Below are 23,856 nucleotides of genomic sequence, written 5' to 3'. Positions count from 1 at the left end.
GGTCAGCGAAGGCGGCCAGATCACCTATACCGTGACGCTGACCAACAAAGACGGCTTGCCGATCAACAACCACGCCGAGCTGTACTTCCACTTGAAAGATGGCACCACCGTCGTGGTACCCGCCAATGGCACTGTGGGTTCAGCAACCGCGACGGCACCGGATAACGTCTATATCGGCGCCAACCCACCTGTACAGAACGCCATCGTGTCGGTCAGTGGTGCCGATGCTTGGAAGTTCGAACAACTGACGTTGGACAAAACGCCAGTCAGCACTGCCGTGACCGACGAGCCAGGCTCGGGCACTCCAGGCTCGGGCAACCAAGGCGACCTGGTTCAGGTGAACATCGTTGCCGACCAGGCGTCGGTGAACGAGGCTACGGCGCCGACCTTCACCCTGACCCTGAACCGCGCACTGGACAAGGACCTGACCGTCACCCTGAGCAACAACGCCATCGTTGTGTTCAAGGCGGGCGAGACGACCAAGTCCTATGCCGCACCGGCACAAGGCGATGACGTCTTCAAAGATGAAGGCACAATCCAAGTGGGCATCACCAAGGCCGAAGTCCCGAACGCCACGTTCGAGAACCTGGTCATCGGCGGCCCAGCTTCGGTCAACGTCACCGACACCATCAGCAAGGTCACCGCGGTGCTGTCTGTGGATAACACCACCGTGGCCGAAGGCGGCAAGATCACCTACACCGTTACCCTGGTGAGCGAAGACAGCAGCCTGCCAGTTACTGGTCACGGCGGTGTGACCGTGACCCTGACCGGTGGCACCCAGGTGTTCATCGCTGCCGGCTCCGCCAGCGGCACCGTGAGCATCAACGCACCCGACGACGTGTATGTCGGTGGCCAGCCTTCGATCGTGAAAGCGATTACCGACCTGGCAGTTGCCGGCGACAAGCAGTTTGAAAACCTGGTAGCCAACAAAACGTCCGTCACTACAGCTGTGACCGATGAGCCTGCTGGCCAGGGCGACCTGGTACAGGTGAACATCGTGGCCAACCAGGCTTCTGTCAACGAAGCCACCGCGCCGCTCTTCACGCTGACCTTGAACCGTGCGCTGGACAAAGACCTCACTGTTACCCTGAGCAACAACGCCACGGTTGTGTTCAAGGCAGGTGAAACCAGCAAGTCCTACACCGCACCGGCACAAGGCGATGACGTCTTCAAAGACGAAGGCAAAATCGAAGTAGGCATCACCAAGGCCGAAGTCCCGAACGCCACGTTCGAGAACCTGGTCATCGGCGGCCCAGCTTCGGTGAACGTCACCGACACCATCAGCAAGGTCACCGCTGTGCTGTCTGTGGATAACAACACCGTGGTTGAAGGTGGCAAGATCACCTACACCGTCACCTTGGTGAGCGAAGACAGCAGCCTGCCGGTCACTGGCCACGGCGGTGTGACCGTGACCCTCACCGGTGGCACCCAGGTGTTCATCGCTGCTGGCTCCGCCAGCGGCACTGTGAGCATCAACGCACCCGATGACGTGTATGTCGGTGGCCAGCCTGCGATCGTGAAAGCGATTACCGACCTGGCAGTTGCCGGCGACAAGCAGTTCGAGAACCTGGTGGCCAACAAAGCAACTGTGACCACCACCGTGACAGACGAACCGGCCGGCCAGGGCGACCTGGTGCAGGTCAATATCGTGGCCGACCAGGCGTCGGTGAACGAGGCTACTTCACCGACCTTCACGCTGACCCTGAACCGCGCGCTGGACAAGGATCTGACCGTCACGCTGAGCAACAACGCCACCGTTGTATTCAAGGCGGGCGAGACGACCAAGTCCTATGCCGCTCCGGCACAAGGCGATGACGTCTTCAAAGATGAAGGCAAAATCCAAGTAGGCATCACCAAGGCTGAAGTCCCGAACGCCACGTTCGAGAACCTGGTCATCGGCGGCCCAGCTTCGGTCAACGTCACCGACACCATCAGCAAGGTCACCGCGGTGCTGTCTGTGGATAACACCACCGTGGCCGAAGGTGGCAAGATCACCTACACCGTCACCCTGGTGAGCGAAGACAGCAGCCTGCCAGTCACTGGCCATGGCGGCGTTACCGTGACCCTCACCGGTGGCACTCAGGTGTTCATCGCTGCCGGCTCCGCCAGCGGCACCGTGAGCATCAACGCACCCGATGACGTGTATGTCGGTGGCCAGCCTTCGATCGTGAAAGCGATTACCGACCTGGCAGTTGCCGGCGACAAGCAGTTCGAGAACCTGGTGGCTAGCAAAAACTCGGTCACCACTGCCGTGACCGACGAGCCTGCTGGCCAGGGTGATCTGGTACAGGTCAACATCGTCGCCAACCAGGCCTCTGTAAACGAGGCTACGGCACCGACCTTCACCCTTAGCTTGAACCGTGCACTGGACAAGGACTTGACTGTCACCCTGAGCAACAACGCCACGGTGGTGTTCAAGGCGGGTGAAACCAGCAAGTCTTACACCGCACCGGCCCAGGGCGATGATGTCTTCAAAGATGAGGGCAAAATCGAAGTCGGCATCTCCAAAGCCGAGGTCCCGAACGCCACATTCGAGAACCTGGTCATCGGCGGCCCGGCGTCGGTCAACGTCACCGACACCATCAGTAAGGTCACCGCGGTGCTGTCTGTGGATAACGCCACCGTGGTCGAAGGTGGCAAGATCACCTACACCGTCACCCTGGTGAGTGAAGACAGCAGCCTGCCAGTCACTGGTCACGGCGGTGTGACCGTGACCCTGACCGGTGGCACCCAGGTGTTCATCGCTGCCGGCTCCGCCAGCGGCACCGTGAGCATCAACGCCCCAGACGACGTGTATGTGGGCGGCCAGCCTTCGATCGTGAAAGCGATTACCGACCTGGCAGTTGCCGGCGACAAGCAGTTCGAAAACCTGGTAGCCAACAAAGCTTCGGTCACCACCGCCGTCACTGACGAGCCTGCTGGCCAGGGCGACCTGGTACAGGTGAACATCGTGGCCAACCAAGTTTCGGTGAACGAAGCCACGGCACCTACCTTTACCCTTAGCTTGAACCGTGCACTGGACAAGGACCTGACTGTCACCCTGAGCAACAACGCCACCGTTGTGTTCAAAGCAGGTGAAACCACCAAGTCCTACACCGCACCTGCTCAGGGCGATGACGTCTTCAAAGATGAAGGCAAAATCCAAGTGGGCATCACCAAGGCCGAAGTCCCGAACGCCACGTTCGAGAACCTGGTCATCGGCGGCCCAGCTTCGGTGAACGTCACCGACACCATCAGCAAGGTCACTGCGGTGCTGTCTGTGGATAACACCACCGTGGTCGAAGGCGGCAAGATCACCTACACCGTCACCCTGGTGAGTGAAGACAGCAGTCTGCCAGTCACTGGCCACGGCGGTGTGACCGTGACCCTGACCGGTGGTACCCAGGTGTTCATCGCTGCCGGCTCCGCCAGCGGCACCGTGAGCATCAACGCACCAGATGACGTGTATGTCGGTGGCCAGCCTTCGATCGTGAAAGCGATCACCGACCTGGCAGTTGCCGGCGATAAACAGTTCGAAAACCTGGTGGCCAACAAAACGTCGGTTACTACAGCTGTGACTGATGAGCCTGCTGGCCAGGGCGACCTGGTACAGGTGAACATCGTGGCCAACCAGGCTTCTGTCAACGAAGCCACAGCGCCGCTCTTCACGCTGACCTTGAACCGTGCGCTGGATAAAGACCTCACTGTTACCCTGAGCAATAACGCCACGGTTGTGTTCAAGGCAGGTGAAACCAGCAAGTCCTACACCGCACCGGCTCAGGGCGATGATGTCTTCAAAGACGAAGGCAAAATCCAAGTGGGCATCACCAAGGCCGAAGTCTCGAACGCCACGTTCGAGAACCTGGTCATTGGCGGCCCAGCTTCGGTCAACGTCACCGACACCATCAGCAAGGTCACTGCGGTGCTGTCTGTGGATAACAACACCGTGGTCGAAGGTGGCAAGATCACCTACACCGTCACCCTGGTGAGTGAAGACAGCAGCCTGCCAGTCACTGGCCACGGCGGTGTGACCGTGACCCTGACCGGTGGTACCCAGGTGTTCATCGCTGCCGGCTCCGCCAGCGGCACCGTGAGCATCAACGCACCAGACGACGTGTATGTGGGTGGCCAGCCTGCGATCGTGAAAGCGATTACCGACCTGGCAGTTGCCGGCGACAAGCAGTTCGAGAACCTGGTAGCCAACAAGGCCTCGGTGACCACCGCCGTGACCGACGAACCTGCGGGCCAGGGCGACTTGACCACCGTGGGCATCAGCGGCACCACATCACTGACCGAAGGTGAAACGGCCCACTACACACTGACCCTGAGCAATCCGTCGAAAGCTGAAGTCACCATCACCCTCAGCTATTCCGGCACCGCCAAGAACGGTGAAGACTTCACGGGCGTTACCACCGTCAAGATCCCGGCCAACAGCTCTGGGGTGACCTTCGACGTACCGACCATCGATGACAAGCTGGTGGAAGGTACCGAGAACTTCACGGTGAAGATCGACAGTGCCACTGGTGGCAACTTCGAAAACCTGCAGGTCGACAGCAGCAAGGGCAGCGTCACTACGGCCATCATCGACAACGACAACCTGCCAGTGTCGCCGGGCGGTGCTGTGTACGGCGTCGAAGATACCGACTACGTGTTCGCCTGGAATGACTTCAAGGTCACCGACCCAGACGGCAACACCGGCCTGTTTGTGACCATCACTTCGCTGCCGGTTGCCGGTAGCCTGAAGTTCTTCAATGGTACTGCCTGGACCAACGTCACCGTGGGCCAGGTGGTCAGCCAGGCGGACATCACTGCCAGCAAGTTGAAGTTCGTGCCGCTGCTCAACCAGTCCGGCGCCGATGGCTACGGCGGCACCGGTGTGGGCAACCAGCAGGCTGACTACGCACAGTTCAAGTACAAACCGAACGACGGCACCAACCTGGGCACCGAAGTGACCATGAAGGTCGATATCAGCCCGGTGGCAGACATGCCGACGCTGGCAATCGGCAGTGCCGATGTCGAGTCCAAAGGGCTGACCAAGGAAGTGTGGACCAGCCTTAAAAACCTGGGCACCGGCGGCAACGGTATTACCGGCGACGAGCTGAAGACGGTGTTTGCCAACTCTGGCAACGCCAATTCCAGCGGCACCATCACCAACGTGCAGTCCGACGGCAACGTGAACGCGGGTACCGGTTCGAAGACGTCCGGCCTGATCTACCTGGAAGCTGGCAAAACCTACACCTTCAGCGGTACGGCTGACGACAGCTTCCTGGTGAACGTAGGCGGCAAGGCCGTAGTTACCACCACCTGGGGCGGTGGTGGCCAGGTGTCCGGCACCTTCACGCCGGCCTCCTCGGGTTATTACCCAATCGAGATCTACCATGCCAACCAGTCTGGCCCGGGTAGCTATGACCTGAATATCCAGGTGGGCTCCGGTGCCGTGACGGACCTGAGCAGCTCGAACATCAAGATGTACCAGAACGTCACCGAGATGGGTAACGCTGGCCTGAGCGTGTCCGACATGCACACGGTCAACGGCCAGAATTACTACGACGGCTACAAGCTCAACGAAGGGCCTGAGAATGGCACGGTCAAACTGGTCGGTATCTCTACCGCCCTGACCGACACAGACGGCTCCGAAAGCCTGAACGTGAAGCTGTCCGGCATCCCGGCAGGCTCGGTGGTCAGTGATGGTGCTGGCCATACCGCCACCGTGGGCGCGTCGGGTGTGGATGTTACCGGCTGGAAGCTGGGCAGCCTCACCATCAAACCACCGGCCTACTACCAGGGCCAGTTCGACGTGAAGGTCACCTCTACCTCCACCGAGAGCGTTGGCGGCAGCAAGGCAGTCAATGAAGGCACGATCAAGGTCACGGTGTACGGGGATACCTACACGTCCACCAACCTGACCGCCGACAGCGACAACTTCACCGGTACCGGCGCCAACGAGATCATCGTGTCTGATATCGGTGGCTTCCATGTGACCCCAGGGCAGAGCTACAACCTGGCATTCATCGTGGATACCTCGGGCAGTATGAAGAACTCGGTGGATGCTGCGCAGAAAGCGCTGCAGTCTGTGTTCACCACCCTGTCCAACAGCGTGAAGGGTTCCACATCCGGTACGGTCAACGTGCTGCTGGTGGACTTCGCCACCCAGGTGAAATCGACCGTTTCGGTGAACCTGTCCGACGGTTCCGCCCTGCAGACACTGAAAAACGCACTCAGCGCAATGAGTGCCGACGGCGGTACCAACTACGAAGATGCGTTCAAGACCACGGCAAACTGGTTCCAGAACCTGAAAGATGCGGGTGTGTCCGGTACTAACCAGACCTTCTTCATCACCGACGGCCAGCCTACGTTCTACCAGACCGGCGAGAGGACCAACCCTACGCTTGTCAGCTACAGCAGCAGTAAGGCAAACATCATGATGGATGCCTACCTGTCGTCGATCAATTACAAGCTTGGCCAGACCGTGAACGTCAACCTGGACAGCAACAACGTCCTGCAGATCGACAGCAACGGCAACCTGGCTGTGTACAAGGCCGGCTTCTGGGGCTGGAGCACGGCTGTGAGCGGCGTGCTGCATGCGCAGGGTGATGGTACGTATGAGTTGTCGAGCCTTGCTGGCCAAGGTAACTACGCCGACGCCGACACCGTCAGCAACTCCAAGAGCGCGTTCGCCTTGCTCAAGGCGTTGTCGCCAACCATCGAAGCCATTGGTATCGGCAGCGGTGTAAATACCGATGACCTGAAGCCTTACGACTCTGACGGCAACCCGCAAACCAACATCGACGCCTCCAACCTGGCCAATGCGGTACTCGGCCATACCGACGCCACGGCGCCAGGCAATGACACGGTCAATGGCGGTGACGGCAACGACATCATCTTCGGCGACCTGATCACCATGCCGTCGGTTGCAGGCAACGGCATCGAAGCGCTGCAGAACTATGTCGCGATGAAGACCGGCGTGGATTCCAGTGCCGTGGACAGCAAGGCGATGCACCAGTACATCACCGAGCATTACAAAGAGTTCGATATCTCCGGTACCAACGACGGCAATGACATTCTGTCGGGCGGTAACGGCAACGATATTCTCTTTGGCCAAGGCGGCAACGACATACTGGACGGTGGCAAGGGCAATGACATCCTGCTGGGCGGCTCCGGCAACGACATCCTCATTGGCGGCCCGGGTGACGATATCCTGATCGGTGGCAGCGGTGCCGACACCTTCGTATGGAAGGCCGGCGACTACGGCAACGATGTGATCAAGGACTTCAACAAGGGTGAAGGCGACCGTATCGACCTCAAGGACCTGCTGCAGGGCGAGAAGGGCAGTACGATCGACAACTACCTGAAGCTCACCACGGTGGAAGGTACGACCACGCTCCAGGTCAGCAGTGAAGGCAAGCTCAATGCTACCGGTGGCCTGGCCAACGTCGATGTCACCATCAAGCTGGAAGGTGTGAACTGGTCCAACCAATCGATCAACTCGTTGATCAGCGGTGCCGACCCCACCATCATCATCCATAACAAGGACAGCTGATCACCGTGCACGGGGCGGCCTCCAACGCCGCCCCAATGCGCCTGCCAGGCTTCCCCGCCTAACGACCACAGCGCATAATCCGGCGCCGGGCCAACGTGCCCGGCGCTTTTTGCCTATGCTGCTGTCTACTGACAAGGAACCACTGTGACGAGGGACTCTGCCATGTTCTACGTGCAACGCGACGCTGCCGGCCAGTTGCTGCGGGTAGAAGCAGCCGCTTTTGACGAATTCACCGAAATGCTCCCGGCCGACCATGCCGACATCCAGGAGTGGTTCGCCGATGACGTCGTGGAAAACAGCCTGAACCAGCTCAAGCAAAGCGACCTGGACATGATCCGTGTGCTTGAGGACCTGATCGATGTGCTCACCGCCAAGGGCGTGTTCAAGATCACCGACCTGCCTCCCGGCGCCCAGGCCAAGTTGCTGAACCGTTCCACGGCGCGCAAGGCGCTCAGCAGCCTCAACAACCTGATCGTAGAAGAAGAGGAGGGTGGCTTGATCTGATCGCGGATCAGGCCAGAATGGACGAACTATGTTTATTCTTTAAAGGTATTTAAATAATTTTTCTTATGCATTTATAGTTCACCCCACTGCGTACCCGTCGACCAATCGATGCGCCGCACGACTTGAACCCACACGGGAATACCCCGTGCGTTTCTGATCGTTGCGCGTCCTGGAGTCGCGCACTGCGTGGAGTGAAAAATGCCAGCCGCCTCGAACGCCTTGTCGACCCCCGACAGCGCCCAGCCGCAACGCTTCGAAATCCGCCCGTTCTCCGGTGCCGTTGGCGCCGAGATTATCGGCCTGGACCTTGCCCAGCCGGTCAATGCCAAGGATTTCAGCCGTATCCATCGCGCTCACCTCGATCACCATGTGCTGGTGTTCCGCGACCAGCGCATCAGCCCCCAGCAACAGATTGCCTTCAGCCGCCGCTTCGGCGAGCTTCAGATTCACGTGCTCAAACAGTTCCTGTTGGCCGGCCACCCAGAAATTCTGATTGTTTCCAACATCGTCGAGAACGGCCAGAACATCGGCCTGGGCGATGCCGGCAAGTTCTGGCATTCAGACCTGTCGTACAAAGCGTTGCCCAGCCTGGGTTCGATGTTGCACGCCCAGGAGCTGCCAAGCGAAGGCGGTGACACCCTGTTCGCCGACATGCACAAGGCCTGGGAGGCTGTGCCCGATGCGCTGCGCAAGGTCATTGCCGGGCGCGATGCCGCGCACTCCTACACCGCGCGCTATGCCGAAACCAAGTTCGAAGGCAACTGGCGCCCCACCCTTACCGCCGAGCAGCTGGCCCAGGTTCAGGAAGTGATCCACCCGGTGGTGCGCACGCACCCCGAGAACGGCCGCAAGGCCCTGTTCGTCAGCGAAGGGTTTACCACCCGCATCGTCGGCTTGCCGGACGATGAAAGCCGTGACGTGCTGCAGCAGCTCTACGCCCTGAGCGTGCTGGAGCAGAACATCTACCGCCATCAGTGGCAGCCGCACGACCTGGTGTTCTGGGACAACCGCTCGCTCATCCACCTGGCCGCCGGCTGCCCCGCGCACCTGCGGCGCAAACTCTACCGCACCACCATCCAGGGCGATGCCCCGTTCTGACGACTGAGGAAACCATCATGCGCAAATCCATCAGCCGCCTGGCGGCAAGCATCGGCCTGGGCGCAAGCCTGGTCGTGGGCAGCCTGGCAGCCCCTAACCTGGCTCATGCCGAAGGCAAGATCCGCATCGCCGAACAGTTCGGCATCGTCTATCTGCTGTTGAACGTAGTGCGAGACCAGCACCTGATCGAAAAGCACGGCAAGCAGCAGGGCATCGACATCGAAGTCGACTGGGCCCAGTTGTCTGGCGGCTCTGCCATCAATGATGCATTGCTGTCTGGCTCGGTGGATATCGCGGGGGCAGGGGTAGGCCCGCTGCTTACCGTGTGGGACCGCACCAAGGGGCGGCAGAACGTCAAGGCCGTTGCCTCGTTGGGCAACTTCCCGTATTACCTGGTCAGCAGCAACCCAGCTGTAAAAACCATTGCTGATATCTCAGACAAAGACCGCATCGCAGTGCCGGCAGTGGGGGTATCTGTGCAGTCGCGCTTCCTGCAGTACGCGGCAGCGCAGCAGTGGGGCGACGCTCAATACAACCGGCTGGACAAATACACCCTTGCCGTACCGCACCCTGACGCCACTGCCGCACTGCTGGCAGGGGGAACGGAGCTTAACGGCCACTTCTCCAACCCGCCGTTCCAGGACCAGGCGCTGGCCAACAAGAACGTGCATGTAGTGCTCAACAGCTACGACCTGCTTGGGCCGAATTCGCCCACCCTGCTGTTTGCGACTGAAAAATTCCGCAAGGACAACCCCAAGACCTACAAGGCGTTTGTCGATGCCCTGGCTGAAGCCGCCACCTTTGCCCAGAACGACAAGGCGGCCGCTGCCGACACCTACATCCGCGTGACCAAAGCCAAGATCGACCGTGAAACACTGATCAAACTGATCGACAACCCGCAGTACGAATTCACCGTCACCCCAAAGAACACCTACAAGCTTGCCGAATTCCTCTACCGGGTAGGCGCCATCAAGCACAAGCCTGAATCGTGGAAGGACTACTTCTTCCAGGATGAACGCCCGCTGCAGGGGAGCTGAGCGCATGACCGCATCATTGCCAGGCCACACGGTCAGCAACCTCAACGGTGTGGCCACGCCGCCGCTGCTGAAAGTGGATGACCTCACCCTCGAATACCGTACCCGGCAACGCGTGGTGCGCGCCACGCACCAGGTGAGTTTCGAGGTAGACCCGGCGGACCGCTTCGTGCTGCTCGGCCCATCCGGTTGCGGCAAGTCCACCTTGCTCAAGGCAGTGGCCGGCTTCATTCAGCCCCAGGCGGGGCAGATCGTGCTGCAGGGGCAGCCGGTCAGCGGCCCCGGCCCGGACCGTATCGTCGTATTCCAGGAGTTTGACCAGTTGCCGCCCTGGAAAACGGTAAAGCAAAACGTGATGTTCCCGCTGTTGGTATCGGGCCAACTGAAACGCGCAGAGGCTGAAGAGCGGGCGCTGCACTACCTGGAGAAAGTCGGCCTGGCAGCCTTTGCAGATGCCTACCCGCACACCCTGTCGGGCGGCATGAAGGCGCGCGTGGCCATTGCCAGGGCCTTGGCCACGCAGCCGAAGATCCTGCTGATGGACGAACCGTTCGCGGCGCTCGACGCGCTGACTAGGCGCAAGATGCAGGAAGAACTGCTGCTGCTGTGGGAGGAGGTGCGCTTCACCCTGCTGTTCGTTACCCACTCCATCGAGGAAGCCCTGGTGGTAGGCAACCGCATTTTGCTGCTGTCGCCTCACCCCGGGCGGGTACGCGCCGAAGTGCACAGTCACCAATACGGCCTGGGCAGCCTGGGTGGCAGCGATTTCCAGGCCAGTGCCCGGCGTATCCACCGCTTGCTGTTCGATGAAGCCGATACCCCCGAACAAGCCGAAGGCCTTGGCTTCAACGACATCCGCATCGCCTACTGAGAGGAGCTTCAGCCATGACCACTACCCCTGTACGCCAGGAATACGAGGTGCAGCTGGAGCCGTTGCTCAGTGTGCCTGTGGAACGCAACCTGCCGTTGGCTCAGCGCCTGTGGCAACACGGCTGGCTACGCAAGGCGGTTATCCTGCTGGTGCTGGCCCTGCTGTGGGAGGCCGTTGCCCGTTACCAGGACAACGACCTGCTGCTGCCGACCTTCCTGCAGACAGCCACGGCGCTGTGGGGCGGCCTGGTCAGCGGTGAGTTGCCGGCCAAGGTTGGCGTGTCGCTGGTCATCCTGCTCAAGGGTTACGTGCTTGGGATCATCCTGGCCTTCGGCCTCACCAGCCTGGCGGTGTCGACCCAGCTGGGGCGTGACCTGCTGGGCAGCTTGACCTCCATGTTCAACCCCTTGCCCGCCATCGCCCTGTTGCCACTGGCCTTGCTGTGGTTCGGGCTGGGTGACAACAGCCTTATCTTCGTACTGGTGCACTCCGTGCTGTGGGCGTTGGCGCTCAATACCTATGCCGGTTTTCTTGGGGTGTCCGAAACCTTGCGCATGGCGGGGCGCAACTATGGCCTGAGAGGGCTGCGGCTGGTGCTGCACATCCTGGTGCCGGCAGCCCTGCCGTCGATCCTGTCCGGGCTCAAGATCGGTTGGGCATTCGCCTGGCGCACCCTGATTGCAGCAGAGCTGGTGTTCGGCGCCAGCAGCGGCAAAGGCGGCCTTGGCTGGTACATCTTCCAGAACCGCAACGAGCTGTACACCGACAAGGTGTTTGCCGGGCTTGCAGTGGTGATTCTGATCGGGTTGCTGGTGGAGGGCCTGGTATTCAATACCCTCGAGCGGTTGACCGTGCGCCGCTGGGGTATGCAGCGCTGACCTGCTACGGTTTCAGGTCCTGATACTGCGCTGCTGCATTGGTCAGGATCTTGCCAATCTCGTCGCGCAACTGCGCCGGTTGCTCGACCACCACCCCATCACCCTGGCTCAACAGCCACCACCGCAACGGGCAACCATCGCTGACCGTGGCCCGCAGCTGATGGCCCTGCTTGTGCGCCGTCAGCTGCATGTCGCTGCTCAATGGCGCTTCGCGCAGTTGCCGGGCCAGCGTGTCACTGATGCGGGCAACCAGTTCGATGCCGTCGCCCTGCACAGGCAGCACGGCATCACCGCGTAAATGGGCGAGCAGGTCCGAACTGCCGCGCAATTCACCCACGGCACTGGCCGACCAGTGCCAGCCGAACGGGATGCTCTTGTCATTGCGCTCCAGTGGAAAGATCAGTGACAGCTCGTTGAGGTCACGCTCTACGGTGCGTTTGCTGACGCTAAAGCCCAGGTCTCGCAGGCGCCAGACCAGTTCGGAGCTGGTGATGCCGGGGGAGCGGCTGGGCAACTGGCGCAGCAGTGCCCACTGACGGCTTAAGGTGGCGCGAGTGGTGGCGAACGGCAAAAGATAACGTCCTTGTCTAGGCTTGCCGCAATAGGATGGCGGCATGCGAGGGGCATGGCAATTGGCCACAGACCGCTCAGATCAAGTAAGTGACGTTTGGTTGCCTGGTACCGTATCGTTCGCGACAGGTTTTGACGTGCCGTCCCGCAGAATCACGCCTCATCACAGCCGAAGGTTGGGGTTGTGCGTCGTTCAATGAGGATGAACATGTCTGCTGCCAGCAATATCCATTCGCTGCTTGCCCGCCTTCTTCCCGAGCGGGTCATCACCCCGCCAGCCGCCGTGGGGAAGCGACAGCGGTTGTTTGCCGGGGTCGGGCTGCCCAGCCAACGCTCCCTGCTGGTCAGCCGCCTGGACGAGGCCAGCGACCTGCAGGCGGTGTATCGCGACCTGCGGCTACAAGCGTTGCAGGGCAACGTGGCAGCCCTCAATGACTTGGGCTGGATCTGGCTGAACGGCAAGTACTGGCGTGCCGATACCGTGCTGGCGGGGCACCTGTTGCGCATGGCAGCGTTGCAGGGGAGTGCGGCGGCATGGTTCAACCTTGGGCAGCAACACTACTTTGGCAAAGGCGTCGAGCCTTCCTACATGCAGGCAGCAGAGTGCTACCGGCAGGCCTTCGAGCGGGGCATGTTGCATGCCGCTGCCGCGTTGGGCGACCTGCTGGAAGAAGAAGTGTGTGACGGCGAGCTTCAATGGCAGGTAGACCCTGCGCAGGCTTACCAGTGGTTCCTGCGCGGTGCCGAGCAGGGCGAGGCGCGCTGCCGCTTCGAAGTCGGTTACCGCCTGATGCACGGGCTGTACGTGCAGGCTGAGCTCAAGCCTGCCTTGTACTGGCTGGAACTGGCTGCCGCAGCGGGCGTAGTACAGGCGGCCGAGGAACTGGCTGTGCACTTCAGCAGCCGCGATAAGGTGCGCTACGAACAGTGGCGGGACCGTGCCGTGCAGATGGGCAGCACCTTGGCCCTGACAATGAAACTGGAAGACCAGATTCACCCATGATGTGCAGCCTTTGCGGTGTGCCCTCCGTCGGCAGCGGTTGACGAGAGGGGGAGGGCCAGGCGTATATTGATAGTTAGCAAACTATGAATATAGCTGGTCTACCTATGTCCCTTGATCTTCTGCGCCTGCAGGTCAGCAGCGGCTTGGTGGTTGCTGCTCGCCACTGGCGGCGCATCTGCCACAACGCGTTGACCGGCTACGGTATCTCCGAGGCCTGCGCGGCGCCGCTGCTGATGATCGTGCGCCTGGGCGATGGTGTGCACCAGGTTGCCGTGGCCCAGGCTGCCGGCCTGGAGAGCCCTTCGCTGGTACGTCTGCTCGACCAGCTGTGCAAAGCCGGCCTGGTAGTGCGCAGTGAAGACCCGCTGGACCGGCGGGCCAAGGCCCTGAGCCTGACCGACGCAGGCCGCACGCTGGCCGAAGCCATCGAAGCCGAACTGGTCAGGTTGCGTGGCGATGTGCTGGGCGGTGTCGACCAGGCGGACCTCGACGGTGCGTTGCGCGTGCTGCGTGCCTTCGAAGCAGCCGGCCTGGGCAGCGCGGGAGGCCCGGCATGAACGGCTTCTTCAGTTCGGTACCGCCGGCCCGTGACTGGTTTTATGGTGTGCGCACCTTCGCCGCCTCCATGATCGCGTTGTACATCGCGCTGCTGATGCAGCTGCCACGCCCTTACTGGGCCATGGCTACGGTGTACATCGTCTCCAGCCCGTTCCTCGGCCCTACCAGCTCCAAGGCACTGTACCGCGCCTTGGGGACCTTGCTGGGCGCCGCCGGGGCGGTGCTGCTGGTACCGCCGCTGGTGCAATCGCCGTTGCTGCTCAGCATCGCCATTGCCCTGTGGACCGGTACCTTGCTGTTCCTCTCGCTGAACCTGCGTACCGCCAATAACTATGTACTGATGCTGGCCGGTTACACCTTGCCGATGATCGCCCTGGCCGTGGTCGACAACCCGCTGGCGGTTTTCGACGTGGCCTCCTCCCGGGCTCAGGAAATCTGCCTGGGCATTGTCTGTGCGGCAGTGGTCGGGGCCATTTTCTGGCCACGCCGGCTGGCGCCGGTGGTTGTGGGTGCGACCGGCAACTGGTTCAACGATGCCATCCGCTACAGCGATAGCTACCTGGCGCGGCTGTCTGGCACCAGTGACGTGGGTGGCATGCGCGGTGCCATGGTAACCACGTTCAACTCCCTGGAGTTGATGATCGGCCAGCTCGGCCATGAAGGCGCCGGCCCCCACACCTTGAAGAACGTACGCGAACTGCGCGGGCGCATGATCCACCTGCTGCCGGTGCTCGATGCCCTGGATGACGCGCTGACGGCGTTGCACGGCCGTGCGCCACAGCAGTTCGAACAACTGCAACCTGTGCTGGATGCCGCCCGGCAATGGCTCGCGGGCACTGCCGACAGCGCCTCGATCGGGCGCTGGGCTGCCCTGCATGCCGACATCGACCGCCTGCAGCCAGGGGCCGAGGCCCTCGACCAGCGTGCCGAGTTGCTGCTGTCCAACGCGTTTTACCGGCTCACCGAGTGGGTCGATCTGTGGCAGGACTGCTGCACCCTGCAGCATGCGCTGCGCAGCGACGATGCCACACCGTGGCGTGCCGTGTATCGGCACTGGCGCCTGGCCCGTCTGAAGCCGTTCTTTGACCGGGGCCTGATGCTGTACTCGGTAGCGTCCACCGTGCTGGCGATCATCGTGGCATGCGGGCTGTGGATTGGCCTGGGCTGGAATGACGGCGCCAGTGCGGTGATCCTGGCGGCGGTGTCATGCAGTTTCTTCGCCGCCATGGATGACCCGGCGCCACAGATCTACCGGTTCTTCTTCTGGACCCTGATGTCGGTGATCTTCTCCAGCCTGTACCTGTTCCTGGTGCTGCCCAACCTGCACGACTTCCCCATGCTGGTGCTGGCCTTCGCCGTACCCTTCATCTGCATTGGCACACTGACCGTGCAGCCGCGCTTCTACCTGGGCACCCTGCTGACCATCGTCAACACTTCCACCTTCATCAGCATTCAGGGGGCGTACGACGCGGACTTCTTCACCTTCCTCAATTCCAACCTGGCCGGGCCGGTGGGGCTGTTGTTCGCCTTCGTCTGGACCTTGGTAATGCGTCCGTTCGGGGTGGAACTGGCGGCCAAACGCATGACCCGCTTCACCTGGCGCGACATCGTCGAGATGACCGAGCCGGCCACTCTCGCGGAGCACCGTAAGGTGGGGGTGCAGATGCTCGACCGCCTGATGCAGCACCTGCCGCGGTTGTCGCAAACCGGCCAGGACAGCGGTGTAGCACTGCGCGACCTGCGCGTGGGGCTCAACCTGTTGGACCTGCTGGCCTACATGCCGCGCGCGGGGCAGCAAGGCCGCCAGCGCCTGGCCACGGTCATCGAGGAAGTGGGAGCGCATTACGCCGCCTGCCTGCGTGTCGGCGAGCGGCTGCATGCCTCAACAGCGCTGCTGCGCAGCATGGAGCGTGCGCGCCTGGCACTGAACCTGGATAACCCGCATGAACGCGGCGCGGCCCGCACCCACCTGCTGCATGCCCTGGCCGGCTTGCGCCTGGCGCTGCTGCCCGGGGTGGAGGTAATGCTGGAGCCTGCCGAACAACCGCAACTGCCTCCCGGGCTGGATGGAGCGCCACTGTGATTGGTGAACTGGATATCAGCGGGGTATTCCTGCCCACGCTGCTGGTGATGATGTTTGCGACCTACCTGCTGTTTCTGGGGGTGCATGCGGTGCTGGTGCGCGTGCACTTCTACCGCCTGGTCTGGCACCGCGCACTGTTCAACGTTGCCCTTTACGCCGTACTGCTCGGTGCGGTTGACCATTTTTGTCGAAGCCTGATGCTGCCATGAAAAAACCTTTGCTGACGCTGGGCCGTGTGGTCCTCACCCTGCTGGTCGTGACCTTTGCCGCCGTACTTGTGTGGCAGATGGTGGTGTATTACCTGTTCGCCCCCTGGACCCGCGACGGCCACATCCGTGCCGACGTGATCCAGATTGCCCCGGACGTGTCCGGGCTTATCCAGAAGGTGGAAGTGCGCGACAACCAGACCGTCAAACGCGGCGATGTGCTGTTCACCATCGACCAGGACCGTTTCACCCTGGCCCTGCGCCAGGCCAAGGCCACCCTTGGTGAGCGCCAGGAAACCCTGGCCCAGGCGTCGCGGGAAACCCGACGCAATCGCAAGCTGGGCAACCTGGTGGCTGCCGAGCAACTGGAAGAAAGCCAGTCGCGCGAAGCCCGTGCCCGGTCCGCGGTCAGCGAGGCCCAGGTGGCGGTGGATACCGCGCAGCTGAACCTCGACCGCTCGGTGGTGCGCAGCCCGGTGGACGGCTACCTCAACGACCGCGCGCCGCGCAACCATGAGTTCGTCACCGCAGGGCGGCCGGTGTTGTCGGTGGTCGACAGCGCTTCGTACCACGTCGATGGCTACTTCGAAGAAACCAAGCTGGGCGGCATCCACATTGGTGACGCGGTGGATATCCGCGTGATGGGCGACAACACCCGCCTGCGCGGGCATGTAGAAAGCTTCGCAGCCGGCATCGAGGACCGTGACCGCAGCAGCGGCGCGAACCTGCTGCCCAACGTCAACCCTGCCTTCAGCTGGGTGCGCCTGGCACAGCGTATTCCGGTGCGCATCGCCTTCGACGAAGTGCCACCGGACTTCCGAATGGTCGCCGGGCGTACCGCCACGGTTTCGATCGTGGAGGGCCAGTAGCCATGAAACAGCTGATGCTGGCGGGTATCTGCCTGTCGCTGGGCGCCTGCATGATGGTCGGCCCCGACTATGAAGTGCCCAAGGCCGCCGCCGTACAGCGCAGCGACCTGAACGGCCCGTTGCGCCAGGATAGTGGCAGCGTGGTGTCGGCACCGGTGCCCGAGGGCTGGTGGCAGCTTTATCAGGACCCACGCCTCAATGCCTTGGTGCGCCAGGCGCTCAGCGCCAATACCGAGCTGCGGGTTGCAGCGGCCAACATCGCCAAGGCTCGCGCTCAGGTCGACGTTGCCGAATCCCAGGGCGGCTTCAGCGGTGGCGTCAAGGCTGGTGCGCAGCGCCTGCAAGAGTCGGGTGAAGCCTTCCTGCTGACCGAAAAAGTGCCGGTGGCCAACATCGGCGAGGCGATCATCAGCGCCTCGTACCAGTTCGACCTGTGGGGCACCTTCAAGCGTGGTACCGAGGCTGCCAAGGCCAATGCCGATGCGGTGCAGGCGGCTGCCGACACGGCGCGCATCACCTTGGTGGCGGATGTGGTCAAGGCCTATACCCAGGTGTGCTCGGCCAACGAGGAATACCACATTGCCCGCGAGTCACTCGACCTGCAGCAGCAGAGTGTGCAATTCAGCCAGCGCCTGCGTGATGCGGGCCGTGGCGATGAAACCCAGGTCACCCGCTCGCAAACCCAGTTCAAATCGTTGCGCGCCGAGTTGCCGCGCTTCAAGGCCGAGCGTGAAACGGGCCTGTATACCCTGGCGGCGCTGCTGGCCAAGCCGGTGGATCAGTTGCCGGCCGGCACTGCCGAGTGTGCCGAACTGCCACAGCTTCATCAGTTGGTACCGGTCGGCGATGGCGCGGCGCTGCTCAAGCGCCGCCCTGACGTGCGCCAGGCCGAGCGGCAACTGGCTGCTGCCACAGCCACTATTGGCGTTGCTACTGGCGCGTTGTACCCAGACATCAGCATCGGTGCCCAGGTCGGTACCATTGGCATCCTTGACAACCTGGGCGAGCCTGCAACCAACCGCTGGGGCTTTGGTCCGCAGATCAGCTGGTCCATCCCTACCAATGGCACCCGGGCGCGCATTCGCATGGCTGAAGCCTCTACCCAGGCGGCGTTGGCCCATTTTGACGGTGTAGTGCTGAACGCCATTCGCGAAACCCAGACCCGGCTTGCCCAGTACAGCGCCTTGCTTGACCGCCGTGATGCACTGGCCGAGGCAGAAAGGTCGGCGAAAGAAGCGGCAGACCAGACCCACCGCTATTACCAGGCAGGGCGCGAATCGTTTTTGGCGGACTTGCAGGCAACACGCACCTACACCGATATGCGTGCGCAACTGGCGGCGGCGAACAGCCAGGTGGCGGTGGGGCAGATTGGGGTGTTCCTTGCATTGGGTGGCGGCTGGAGGGAGAGCGCCAAGCCTTAGGCCAATAGCCGGCAGGGCTGCTCCCTTAGCTTGGCTGCAGACGCTGGCTCTTGGTAATGCGGAGGTTGACCGCCGACTGATTTGTAGCAAGATTTTTCATGAAATCTGCCCACAAACCTTGAGGCAAGCTGAGTGGAAGTGAACAATGTTCTCTTTCGCATTCCCTCCGAGACTGGCCATGAAAACCCGTACCCGTCTGCTGTCCTGGCTGCCCGCGTTGCTGCTTGGTCCAGTGCTGGCGTTGTGCAGCACCCTGGCGCAGGCCGAAGCGCCCGCTGAAGCCGCCAAAGCGCTGCACTTGCTTGACTACATTGGTGCGGATTACCCGCCCACCGTGCGCGATGGCAAGGTAGTGGACAGTGGCGAGTACCGTGAGCAGCAGGAATTCAGTGCTGTGTTGGCTGAGCTGGTTAACAGCCTGCCGGCCAACGCCGAACACAAAGCGCTGCAGCAAGGCATCCAGGCCCTGCGCCAGGCCATCGACCAGCGTCAGGATGGCGCCGTAGTCGCCAGGCAGGCTCGCCAATTGGGCGCTCGCTTGGCCGTGGCCTACGAGGTGAGCCAAGCCCCGGTGATCACCCCCGACCCGGCCCGTGGCGCATCGTTGTATGCGCAAAACTGCTCGATCTGCCACGGTGATACCGGAGCGGGCGATGGCCCGGCTGGTGTCGGCCTGGAGCCGGCCCCCGCCGATCTGCGTAATACCGAACGCCTCGACCAGTTGAGCCTGTTCGACCTTTACAACACGCTGGCTCTGGGTATCGACGGTACCGAGATGCCATCGTTCGCTGACCAGCTGGACGACCGCCAGCGCTGGGATGTGGCGGCGTATATCGCCAGCTTCACGGCCAACCCGCAAGCGGCAAAGGGCGACAAGGTGTGGAACCTGGCCGACCTGGCGCGCCAGACACCCGCGGAAGTGGCAGCCAACGAAGGTGCAGCAGCCGTGCAGGCGTTCCGCGCTCAGCGCGCTCAGCCGCCGCAGGTCAAACGCGGCCCGGCCCAATTGCTCGAGTACACCGCCACTACCCTGGACAAGAGCCTCGCCGCTTACCGTGCAGGCGACCATGACCAGGCCTACGACCTGTCAGTAGCGGCCTACCTGGAGGGTTTCGAGCTGGTAGAAAGCTCGCTGGACAACATCGACGCCCAGGCCCGCAAGGACACCGAGAAATCCCTGATGGCATACCGGCAGGCATTGCAGGATGGCTTGCCCATCGCCCAGGCCGAGCAGCGCCTTGCCGAAGCCAGAACCAAGCTGGACCAAGCCGCCAAGTTGCTGGGCAGTGATGGGCTGAGCTGGTCGCTGAGCTATGTGTCTGGTCTGCTGATCCTGCTGCGTGAAGGCCTGGAAGCCATTCTGGTGCTGGCAGCAATCCTGGCCTTCCTGCGTAACACGGGCCAGCAGTCGGCGGTGCGCAGCGTCAACATCGGCTGGGGCCTGGCGCTGGTTGCCGGCTTCGCTACGTGGGCGTTGGCTGCCTATGTGATCAATGTCGGTGGCGCTCAGCGCGAACTGCTCGAAGGCTGCACGGCATTGTTTGCTGCGGTGATGGTGCTGTGGCTGGGGGTGTGGATGCATGACCGTCGCCACGCCGCAGCCTGGCAGGACTACATCAAGAGCAGCCTGGTCAGCGGTGGTGGCCGGTTCGGCTTCGCCATGCTGGCGTTCTTTTCGGTGTACCGGGAATTGTTCGAAGTGATCCTGTTCTACGAAACCCTGTGGTTACAGGCAGGGCCGGCCGGGCACCAGGCGGTATTGGCGGGCGGGGCTACTGCACTGGTGCTGCTGGTGGGGTTGGCATGGGTCATCTTGCGGGGTTCGGCCAAGCTGCCGCTGTCACTGTTCTTCAGCATCAACGCCGCACTGCTGTGCGCGCTGTCTGTAGTATTTGCAGGGCATGGCGTGAAGGCATTGCAGGAGGCGGGCGTGCTGGGTACCCGCCCGGTGGCGTTCTTTGAGTTCGATTGGCTGGGGATTCACGCCGACGCCTATTCGCTGTCGGCACAGGCGGTGGCTTTGCTGGCCATCGTGTTCCTGTACGGGCGCTCGCGGTTGATGGAAAAGCGCCGGGCCGCCGTTAGCTGACGCAATGCTGGCGCACCCCCAGGGCTCGCGGTTGAAACCGCTCCCACCGGGGGTGCTCGGGTTTCAGGCTGGCTGCGGTGATTTGAGGATGTTCTGCAGCAGCTGCACGCTCTCCACCGCATCGTGCCCAAGGCTGGTCAGGTAACCGCCGTCAGGCTGATCGGTCAGGCCTTTGTCGTGCAGGCGCTGCGCCGCAGCGATCAGGGTGGGGGAGGCGTTGTTGTGAATCTTGATGCCTTCCTGGCTGCTGTCGAGGTTGAACAGCGCAAGTACTTCCAGTTCGGCGATCAATTCGGGGGAAAAGGACATGGCGACTCCTGACTTCCGGACAAGGATGGCGGCACCGCAAGGGGTGCCTGACCTAGGAGTGTAGCCGGCTTATTCGTCGTCGCCTTGATCCATCTCAGGCGGCAGCTCAGGCAATGCGCGCAGCGCCTCTTCGTACCACTGGCCGTCGAACTCGCGGTCTTCGCTGAGCATGTTGTCGATCTCGAAGGCAAGAACGTGTGCCATCAGGTTCAGGATGTCTTCGCGCGCGTAGCCGACCAGGGTCAGCTTGTTGAATGTGGCCTTGGCCGCAGGGGGCTCGCCGCTTTCGATCTGGTTCTCGATTGCCTGCGTCAACGTAGCCTCGGCAAAGGCCTCGTCGTCTTGATCATCGTCGATGTCGGTGTGTTCGCTCATGGCGCAACTCCTGTTGTGGGATGCACAGTTTGCCACGGCTGTATTGGCAATGCCCGGCCATCGACCGCGTGCATGACGCTGGTCAGGCGCGGGCGATGGGGCTATAAAAGCCGTGCCATTTTCTTACGGCCCGGAGGCTGTCAACCCATGCTCAAGCTCTACGGATTCCCTGTCAGCAACTACTACAACATGGTCAAGTTGGCCTTGCTGGAAAAGGGCGTGCCTTTCGAAGAGGTGCTGTTCTTCAGTGGCCAGACCCCGCAGGTACTGGAAGTCAGCCCACGTGGCAAGGTGCCGGTGCTGCAAACCGAGCACGGTTTCTTGAGTGAAACCAGCGTCATTCTCGATTACATCGAGCAAACCCAAGGCGGCAAGGCGCTGCTGCCGGCTGACCCTTTCGCCCAGGCCAAGGTGCGTGAGCTGGTCAAGGAAATCGAGCTGTACATCGAGCTGCCTGCGCGCACCTGCTACGCCGAAGCGTTCTTCGGCACGCCTGTGGAGCCGCTGGTCAAGGAGAAGGCGCGTACCGAGTTGCTGTCCGGCTTCGCCACCCTCAAACGCAACGGGCGTTTCGCACCCTTCGTGGCGGGCGATCAACTGACCCTGGCCGACCTGATGTTCTGCTTCTCGGTTGACCTGGCGAGCGCTGTGGGCAAGAAAGTGCTGAACATCGACTTGCTGGCGGACTTCCCCCAGGCCAAGGCATTGCTGCAGCAGATGGGCGAGAACCCGCACGTCGCACGGATTGTCGCAGACAAGGAAGCGGCGATGCCGGCCTTCCTCGAGATGATGCGTAACCGCAAACAGTGACGGGGGGCGGCCTTGCGACGCGATGCGCAAGGCCGCTGCGGCACCTAGGCCCGCTGGGCCAGCAGCGCCGTGCCACGGGCAACCGCCGCGCGCACCTGTGCCGGTGCCGTACCACCGATGTGGTTGCGGGCATTCACCGAGCCTTCCAGGGTCAGCACCGCGAACACGTCCTGCTCGATCTGGTCGCTGAACTGGCGCAGTTCCTCCAGGCTCATTTCGGCCAGGTCCTTGCCGGTGTTCACACCGTACTTCACCGCGTGGCCAACGATTTCGTGGCAGTCACGGAACGGCAGGCCACGGCGCACCAGGTAGTCGGCCAGGTCAGTTGCGGTGGAAAACCCACGCAGGGCCGCTTCACGCATGATGGCGTGCTTGGGCTTGATGGCCGGGATCATGTCGGCAAAGGCACGCAGCGAGTCGCGCAGGGTGTCGGCGGCGTCGAACAGCGGCTCCTTGTCTTCCTGGTTGTCCTTGTTGTAGGCCAGCGGCTGGCCTTTCATCAGGGTCAGCAAGCCAGTCAGGGCGCCGAACACGCGGCCGCTCTTGCCACGCACCAGCTCCGGCACGTCCGGGTTCTTCTTCTGCGGCATGATCGAGCTGCCGGTGCAGAAGCGATCTGGCAGGTCGATGAACTGGAACTGCGCGCTGGTCCACAGCACCAGCTCTTCCGAGAAGCGCGACAGGTGCATCATCGCCACGCTGGCCGCAGCGCAGAATTCGATGGCGAAATCACGGTCCGAGACGCCATCTAGCGAGTTGCCTGCCACGGCCTCGAAGCCCAGCAGCTTGCACGTGAGCTCGCGGTCGATGGGGTAGGTGGTGCCGGCCAGTGCAGCGCTGCCCAATGGCATGCGGTTGGTGCGCTTGCGGCAATCGACCAGGCGCTCGTAATCGCGGCTGAGCATCTCGAACCAGGCCAGCAGGTGGTGGCCAAAGGTGACCGGCTGGGCGGTTTGCAAGTGGGTGAAGCCTGGCATGATGGTTTCGGCTTCGCGCTCGGCCTGTTCCAGCAGCCCTTTTTGCAGGCGGGTGATTTCGCCCAGGATCAGGTCGATTTCGTCACGCAGCCACAGGCGGATATCGGTAGCCACCTGGTCGTTGCGGCTGCGGCCGGTGTGCAGCTTCTTGCCGGTAATGCCGATGCGGTCGGTGAGGCGTGCTTCGATGTTCATGTGCACGTCTTCGAGGTCGACGCGCCAGTCGAAGGTGCCGGCTTCGATTTCGCCCTGAATGGTCTTGAGGCCATCGATGATGGTGTCACGCTCGGCGTCGCTGAGGACGCCGACCTGTGCCAGCATGGTTGCGTGGGCAATCGAGCCCATGATGTCGTGGCGGTACAGGCGCTTGTCGAAGTCTACCGAGGCGGTGAAACGGGCGACGAAGGCGTCGACGGGCTCACTGAAGCGGCCGCCCCAGGACTGATTGGTCTTGTCAGTGCTCATGAATTCACTCATTGCAGGCGTGAACGAAAAAATTGCCGCGATGATAGCAGGGTTGGGCCAGCTGCCGCAGGGCGCAGGGCGCAGTTAATCGACAGACGAAGGCCGCGCAAAACCGTTGCAGAGATTTTCAGGATTGAACGGCAGTGTTCCACGGACCGTCTACAGTTTGACAAGGGGTGGGCAGCGAATCTGCCGGCTCCAGTGAATCTTTGGCCAT

18 protein-coding genes are annotated in these 23,856 nt (G+C 62.0%); 14 read left to right on the top strand and 4 right to left on the bottom strand.

Annotation, left to right across the window (positions count from 1 at the left end; translation table 11 throughout):
• The 6 genes from IAE38_RS24095 to IAE38_RS18690 form a co-directional block, all read left to right on the top strand.
• A partial coding sequence (locus IAE38_RS24095) for an immunoglobulin-like domain-containing protein (RefSeq protein WP_201218637.1) occupies positions 1-7,519 on the top strand: 7,519 nt, incomplete at its 5' end.
• 162 nt (positions 7,520-7,681) lie between these two features.
• Positions 7,682-8,023 (top strand): tryptophan synthase subunit beta, encoded by a 342-nt coding sequence (locus tag IAE38_RS18710; protein ID WP_201218635.1) that lies wholly within the window; start codon positions 7,682-7,684, stop codon positions 8,021-8,023.
• Between the two features lie 198 nt (positions 8,024-8,221).
• The gene (locus tag IAE38_RS18705) at positions 8,222-9,121 is read left to right on the top strand and encodes a TauD/TfdA dioxygenase family protein (protein WP_201218633.1); all 900 of its coding nucleotides are present in this window, start codon (positions 8,222-8,224) and stop codon (positions 9,119-9,121) included.
• Positions 9,122-9,138: 17 nt separating this feature from the next.
• On the top strand, positions 9,139-10,158 hold the full coding sequence (locus IAE38_RS18700; RefSeq protein ID WP_201218631.1) for an ABC transporter substrate-binding protein: 1,020 nt from the start codon (positions 9,139-9,141) through the stop codon (positions 10,156-10,158).
• Between the two features lie 4 nt (positions 10,159-10,162).
• The gene (locus tag IAE38_RS18695) at positions 10,163-11,026 is read left to right on the top strand and encodes an ABC transporter ATP-binding protein (RefSeq protein WP_201218629.1); all 864 of its coding nucleotides are present in this window, start codon (positions 10,163-10,165) and stop codon (positions 11,024-11,026) included.
• 14 nt (positions 11,027-11,040) lie between these two features.
• Positions 11,041-11,904 carry an ABC transporter permease gene (locus tag IAE38_RS18690; protein ID WP_201218627.1) on the top strand — a complete coding sequence of 288 codons (864 nt, stop codon included), beginning with the start codon at positions 11,041-11,043 and terminating at the stop codon, positions 11,902-11,904.
• 4 nt (positions 11,905-11,908) lie between these two features.
• On the opposite strand, the gene IAE38_RS18685 is transcribed toward IAE38_RS18690, so the two are convergent.
• Entirely contained in the window at positions 11,909-12,475 is a 567-nt protein-coding gene (locus IAE38_RS18685) for a WYL domain-containing protein (protein ID WP_201218625.1), read from the bottom strand.
• A gap of 207 nt (positions 12,476-12,682) precedes the next feature.
• Between IAE38_RS18685 and IAE38_RS18680 the strand changes: the two genes are divergently transcribed.
• The 7 genes from IAE38_RS18680 (at position 12,683) to IAE38_RS18650 (ending at position 20,703) form a co-directional block, all read left to right on the top strand.
• Positions 12,683-13,477, top strand: a complete 795-nt coding sequence (locus IAE38_RS18680) for a tetratricopeptide repeat protein (protein WP_201163875.1) — start codon at positions 12,683-12,685, stop codon at positions 13,475-13,477.
• 104 nt (positions 13,478-13,581) lie between these two features.
• Positions 13,582-14,034, top strand: coding sequence for a MarR family winged helix-turn-helix transcriptional regulator (locus IAE38_RS18675; RefSeq protein WP_201163874.1), 453 nt, complete (start codon positions 13,582-13,584; stop codon positions 14,032-14,034).
• The gene (locus IAE38_RS18670; RefSeq protein WP_201163873.1) at positions 14,031-16,118 is read left to right on the top strand and encodes an FUSC family protein; all 2,088 of its coding nucleotides are present in this window, start codon (positions 14,031-14,033) and stop codon (positions 16,116-16,118) included. The genes IAE38_RS18675 and IAE38_RS18670 overlap by 4 nt, the downstream gene beginning before the upstream one ends.
• Positions 16,115-16,327, top strand: coding sequence for a DUF1656 domain-containing protein (locus IAE38_RS18665; RefSeq protein WP_028635562.1), 213 nt, complete (start codon positions 16,115-16,117; stop codon positions 16,325-16,327). Before IAE38_RS18670 ends, IAE38_RS18665 begins: the two co-directional genes overlap by 4 nt.
• Positions 16,324-17,193: an efflux RND transporter periplasmic adaptor subunit gene (locus tag IAE38_RS18660; protein WP_028635561.1), complete on the top strand. Its 870-nt coding sequence runs from the start codon at positions 16,324-16,326 to the stop codon at positions 17,191-17,193. Before IAE38_RS18665 ends, IAE38_RS18660 begins: the two co-directional genes overlap by 4 nt.
• A 2-nt stretch (positions 17,194-17,195) precedes the next feature.
• Positions 17,196-18,614, top strand: a complete 1,419-nt coding sequence (locus IAE38_RS18655; protein ID WP_201218623.1) for an efflux transporter outer membrane subunit — start codon at positions 17,196-17,198, stop codon at positions 18,612-18,614.
• A gap of 145 nt (positions 18,615-18,759) precedes the next feature.
• Positions 18,760-20,703 (top strand): FTR1 family protein, encoded by a 1,944-nt coding sequence (locus IAE38_RS18650; protein ID WP_201218621.1) that lies wholly within the window; start codon positions 18,760-18,762, stop codon positions 20,701-20,703.
• Between the two features lie 63 nt (positions 20,704-20,766).
• Here IAE38_RS18650 and IAE38_RS18645 read toward each other — a convergent pair whose 3' ends face one another.
• Both IAE38_RS18645 and IAE38_RS18640 read right to left on the bottom strand, forming a co-directional pair.
• Complete coding sequence (locus IAE38_RS18645; RefSeq protein ID WP_028635558.1) at positions 20,767-21,012, bottom strand: TIGR02647 family protein; 246 nt, start codon at positions 21,010-21,012, stop codon at positions 20,767-20,769.
• 69 nt (positions 21,013-21,081) lie between these two features.
• The gene (locus IAE38_RS18640) at positions 21,082-21,387 is read right to left on the bottom strand and encodes a hypothetical protein (RefSeq protein ID WP_201163870.1); all 306 of its coding nucleotides are present in this window, start codon (positions 21,385-21,387) and stop codon (positions 21,082-21,084) included.
• 147 nt (positions 21,388-21,534) lie between these two features.
• On the opposite strand from IAE38_RS18640, the gene IAE38_RS18635 reads away from it, so the two are divergent.
• Positions 21,535-22,197 carry a glutathione S-transferase gene (locus IAE38_RS18635; protein ID WP_201218619.1) on the top strand — a complete coding sequence of 221 codons (663 nt, stop codon included), beginning with the start codon at positions 21,535-21,537 and terminating at the stop codon, positions 22,195-22,197.
• 44 nt (positions 22,198-22,241) lie between these two features.
• On the opposite strand, the gene argH is transcribed toward IAE38_RS18635, so the two are convergent.
• Complete coding sequence (gene argH, locus IAE38_RS18630) at positions 22,242-23,639, bottom strand: argininosuccinate lyase (protein ID WP_201218617.1); 1,398 nt, start codon at positions 23,637-23,639, stop codon at positions 22,242-22,244.
• Positions 23,640-23,856: the final 217 nt, after the last annotated feature.

The organism is Pseudomonas sp. S32, assembly GCF_016648095.1.
In the GTDB taxonomy this organism is placed as follows: Bacteria; Pseudomonadota; Gammaproteobacteria; order Pseudomonadales; family Pseudomonadaceae; genus Aquipseudomonas; species Aquipseudomonas parafulva.
The sequence above is the reverse complement of the archived record's forward strand: the minus strand, read 5'-3'. Positions and strand labels throughout refer to the sequence as shown.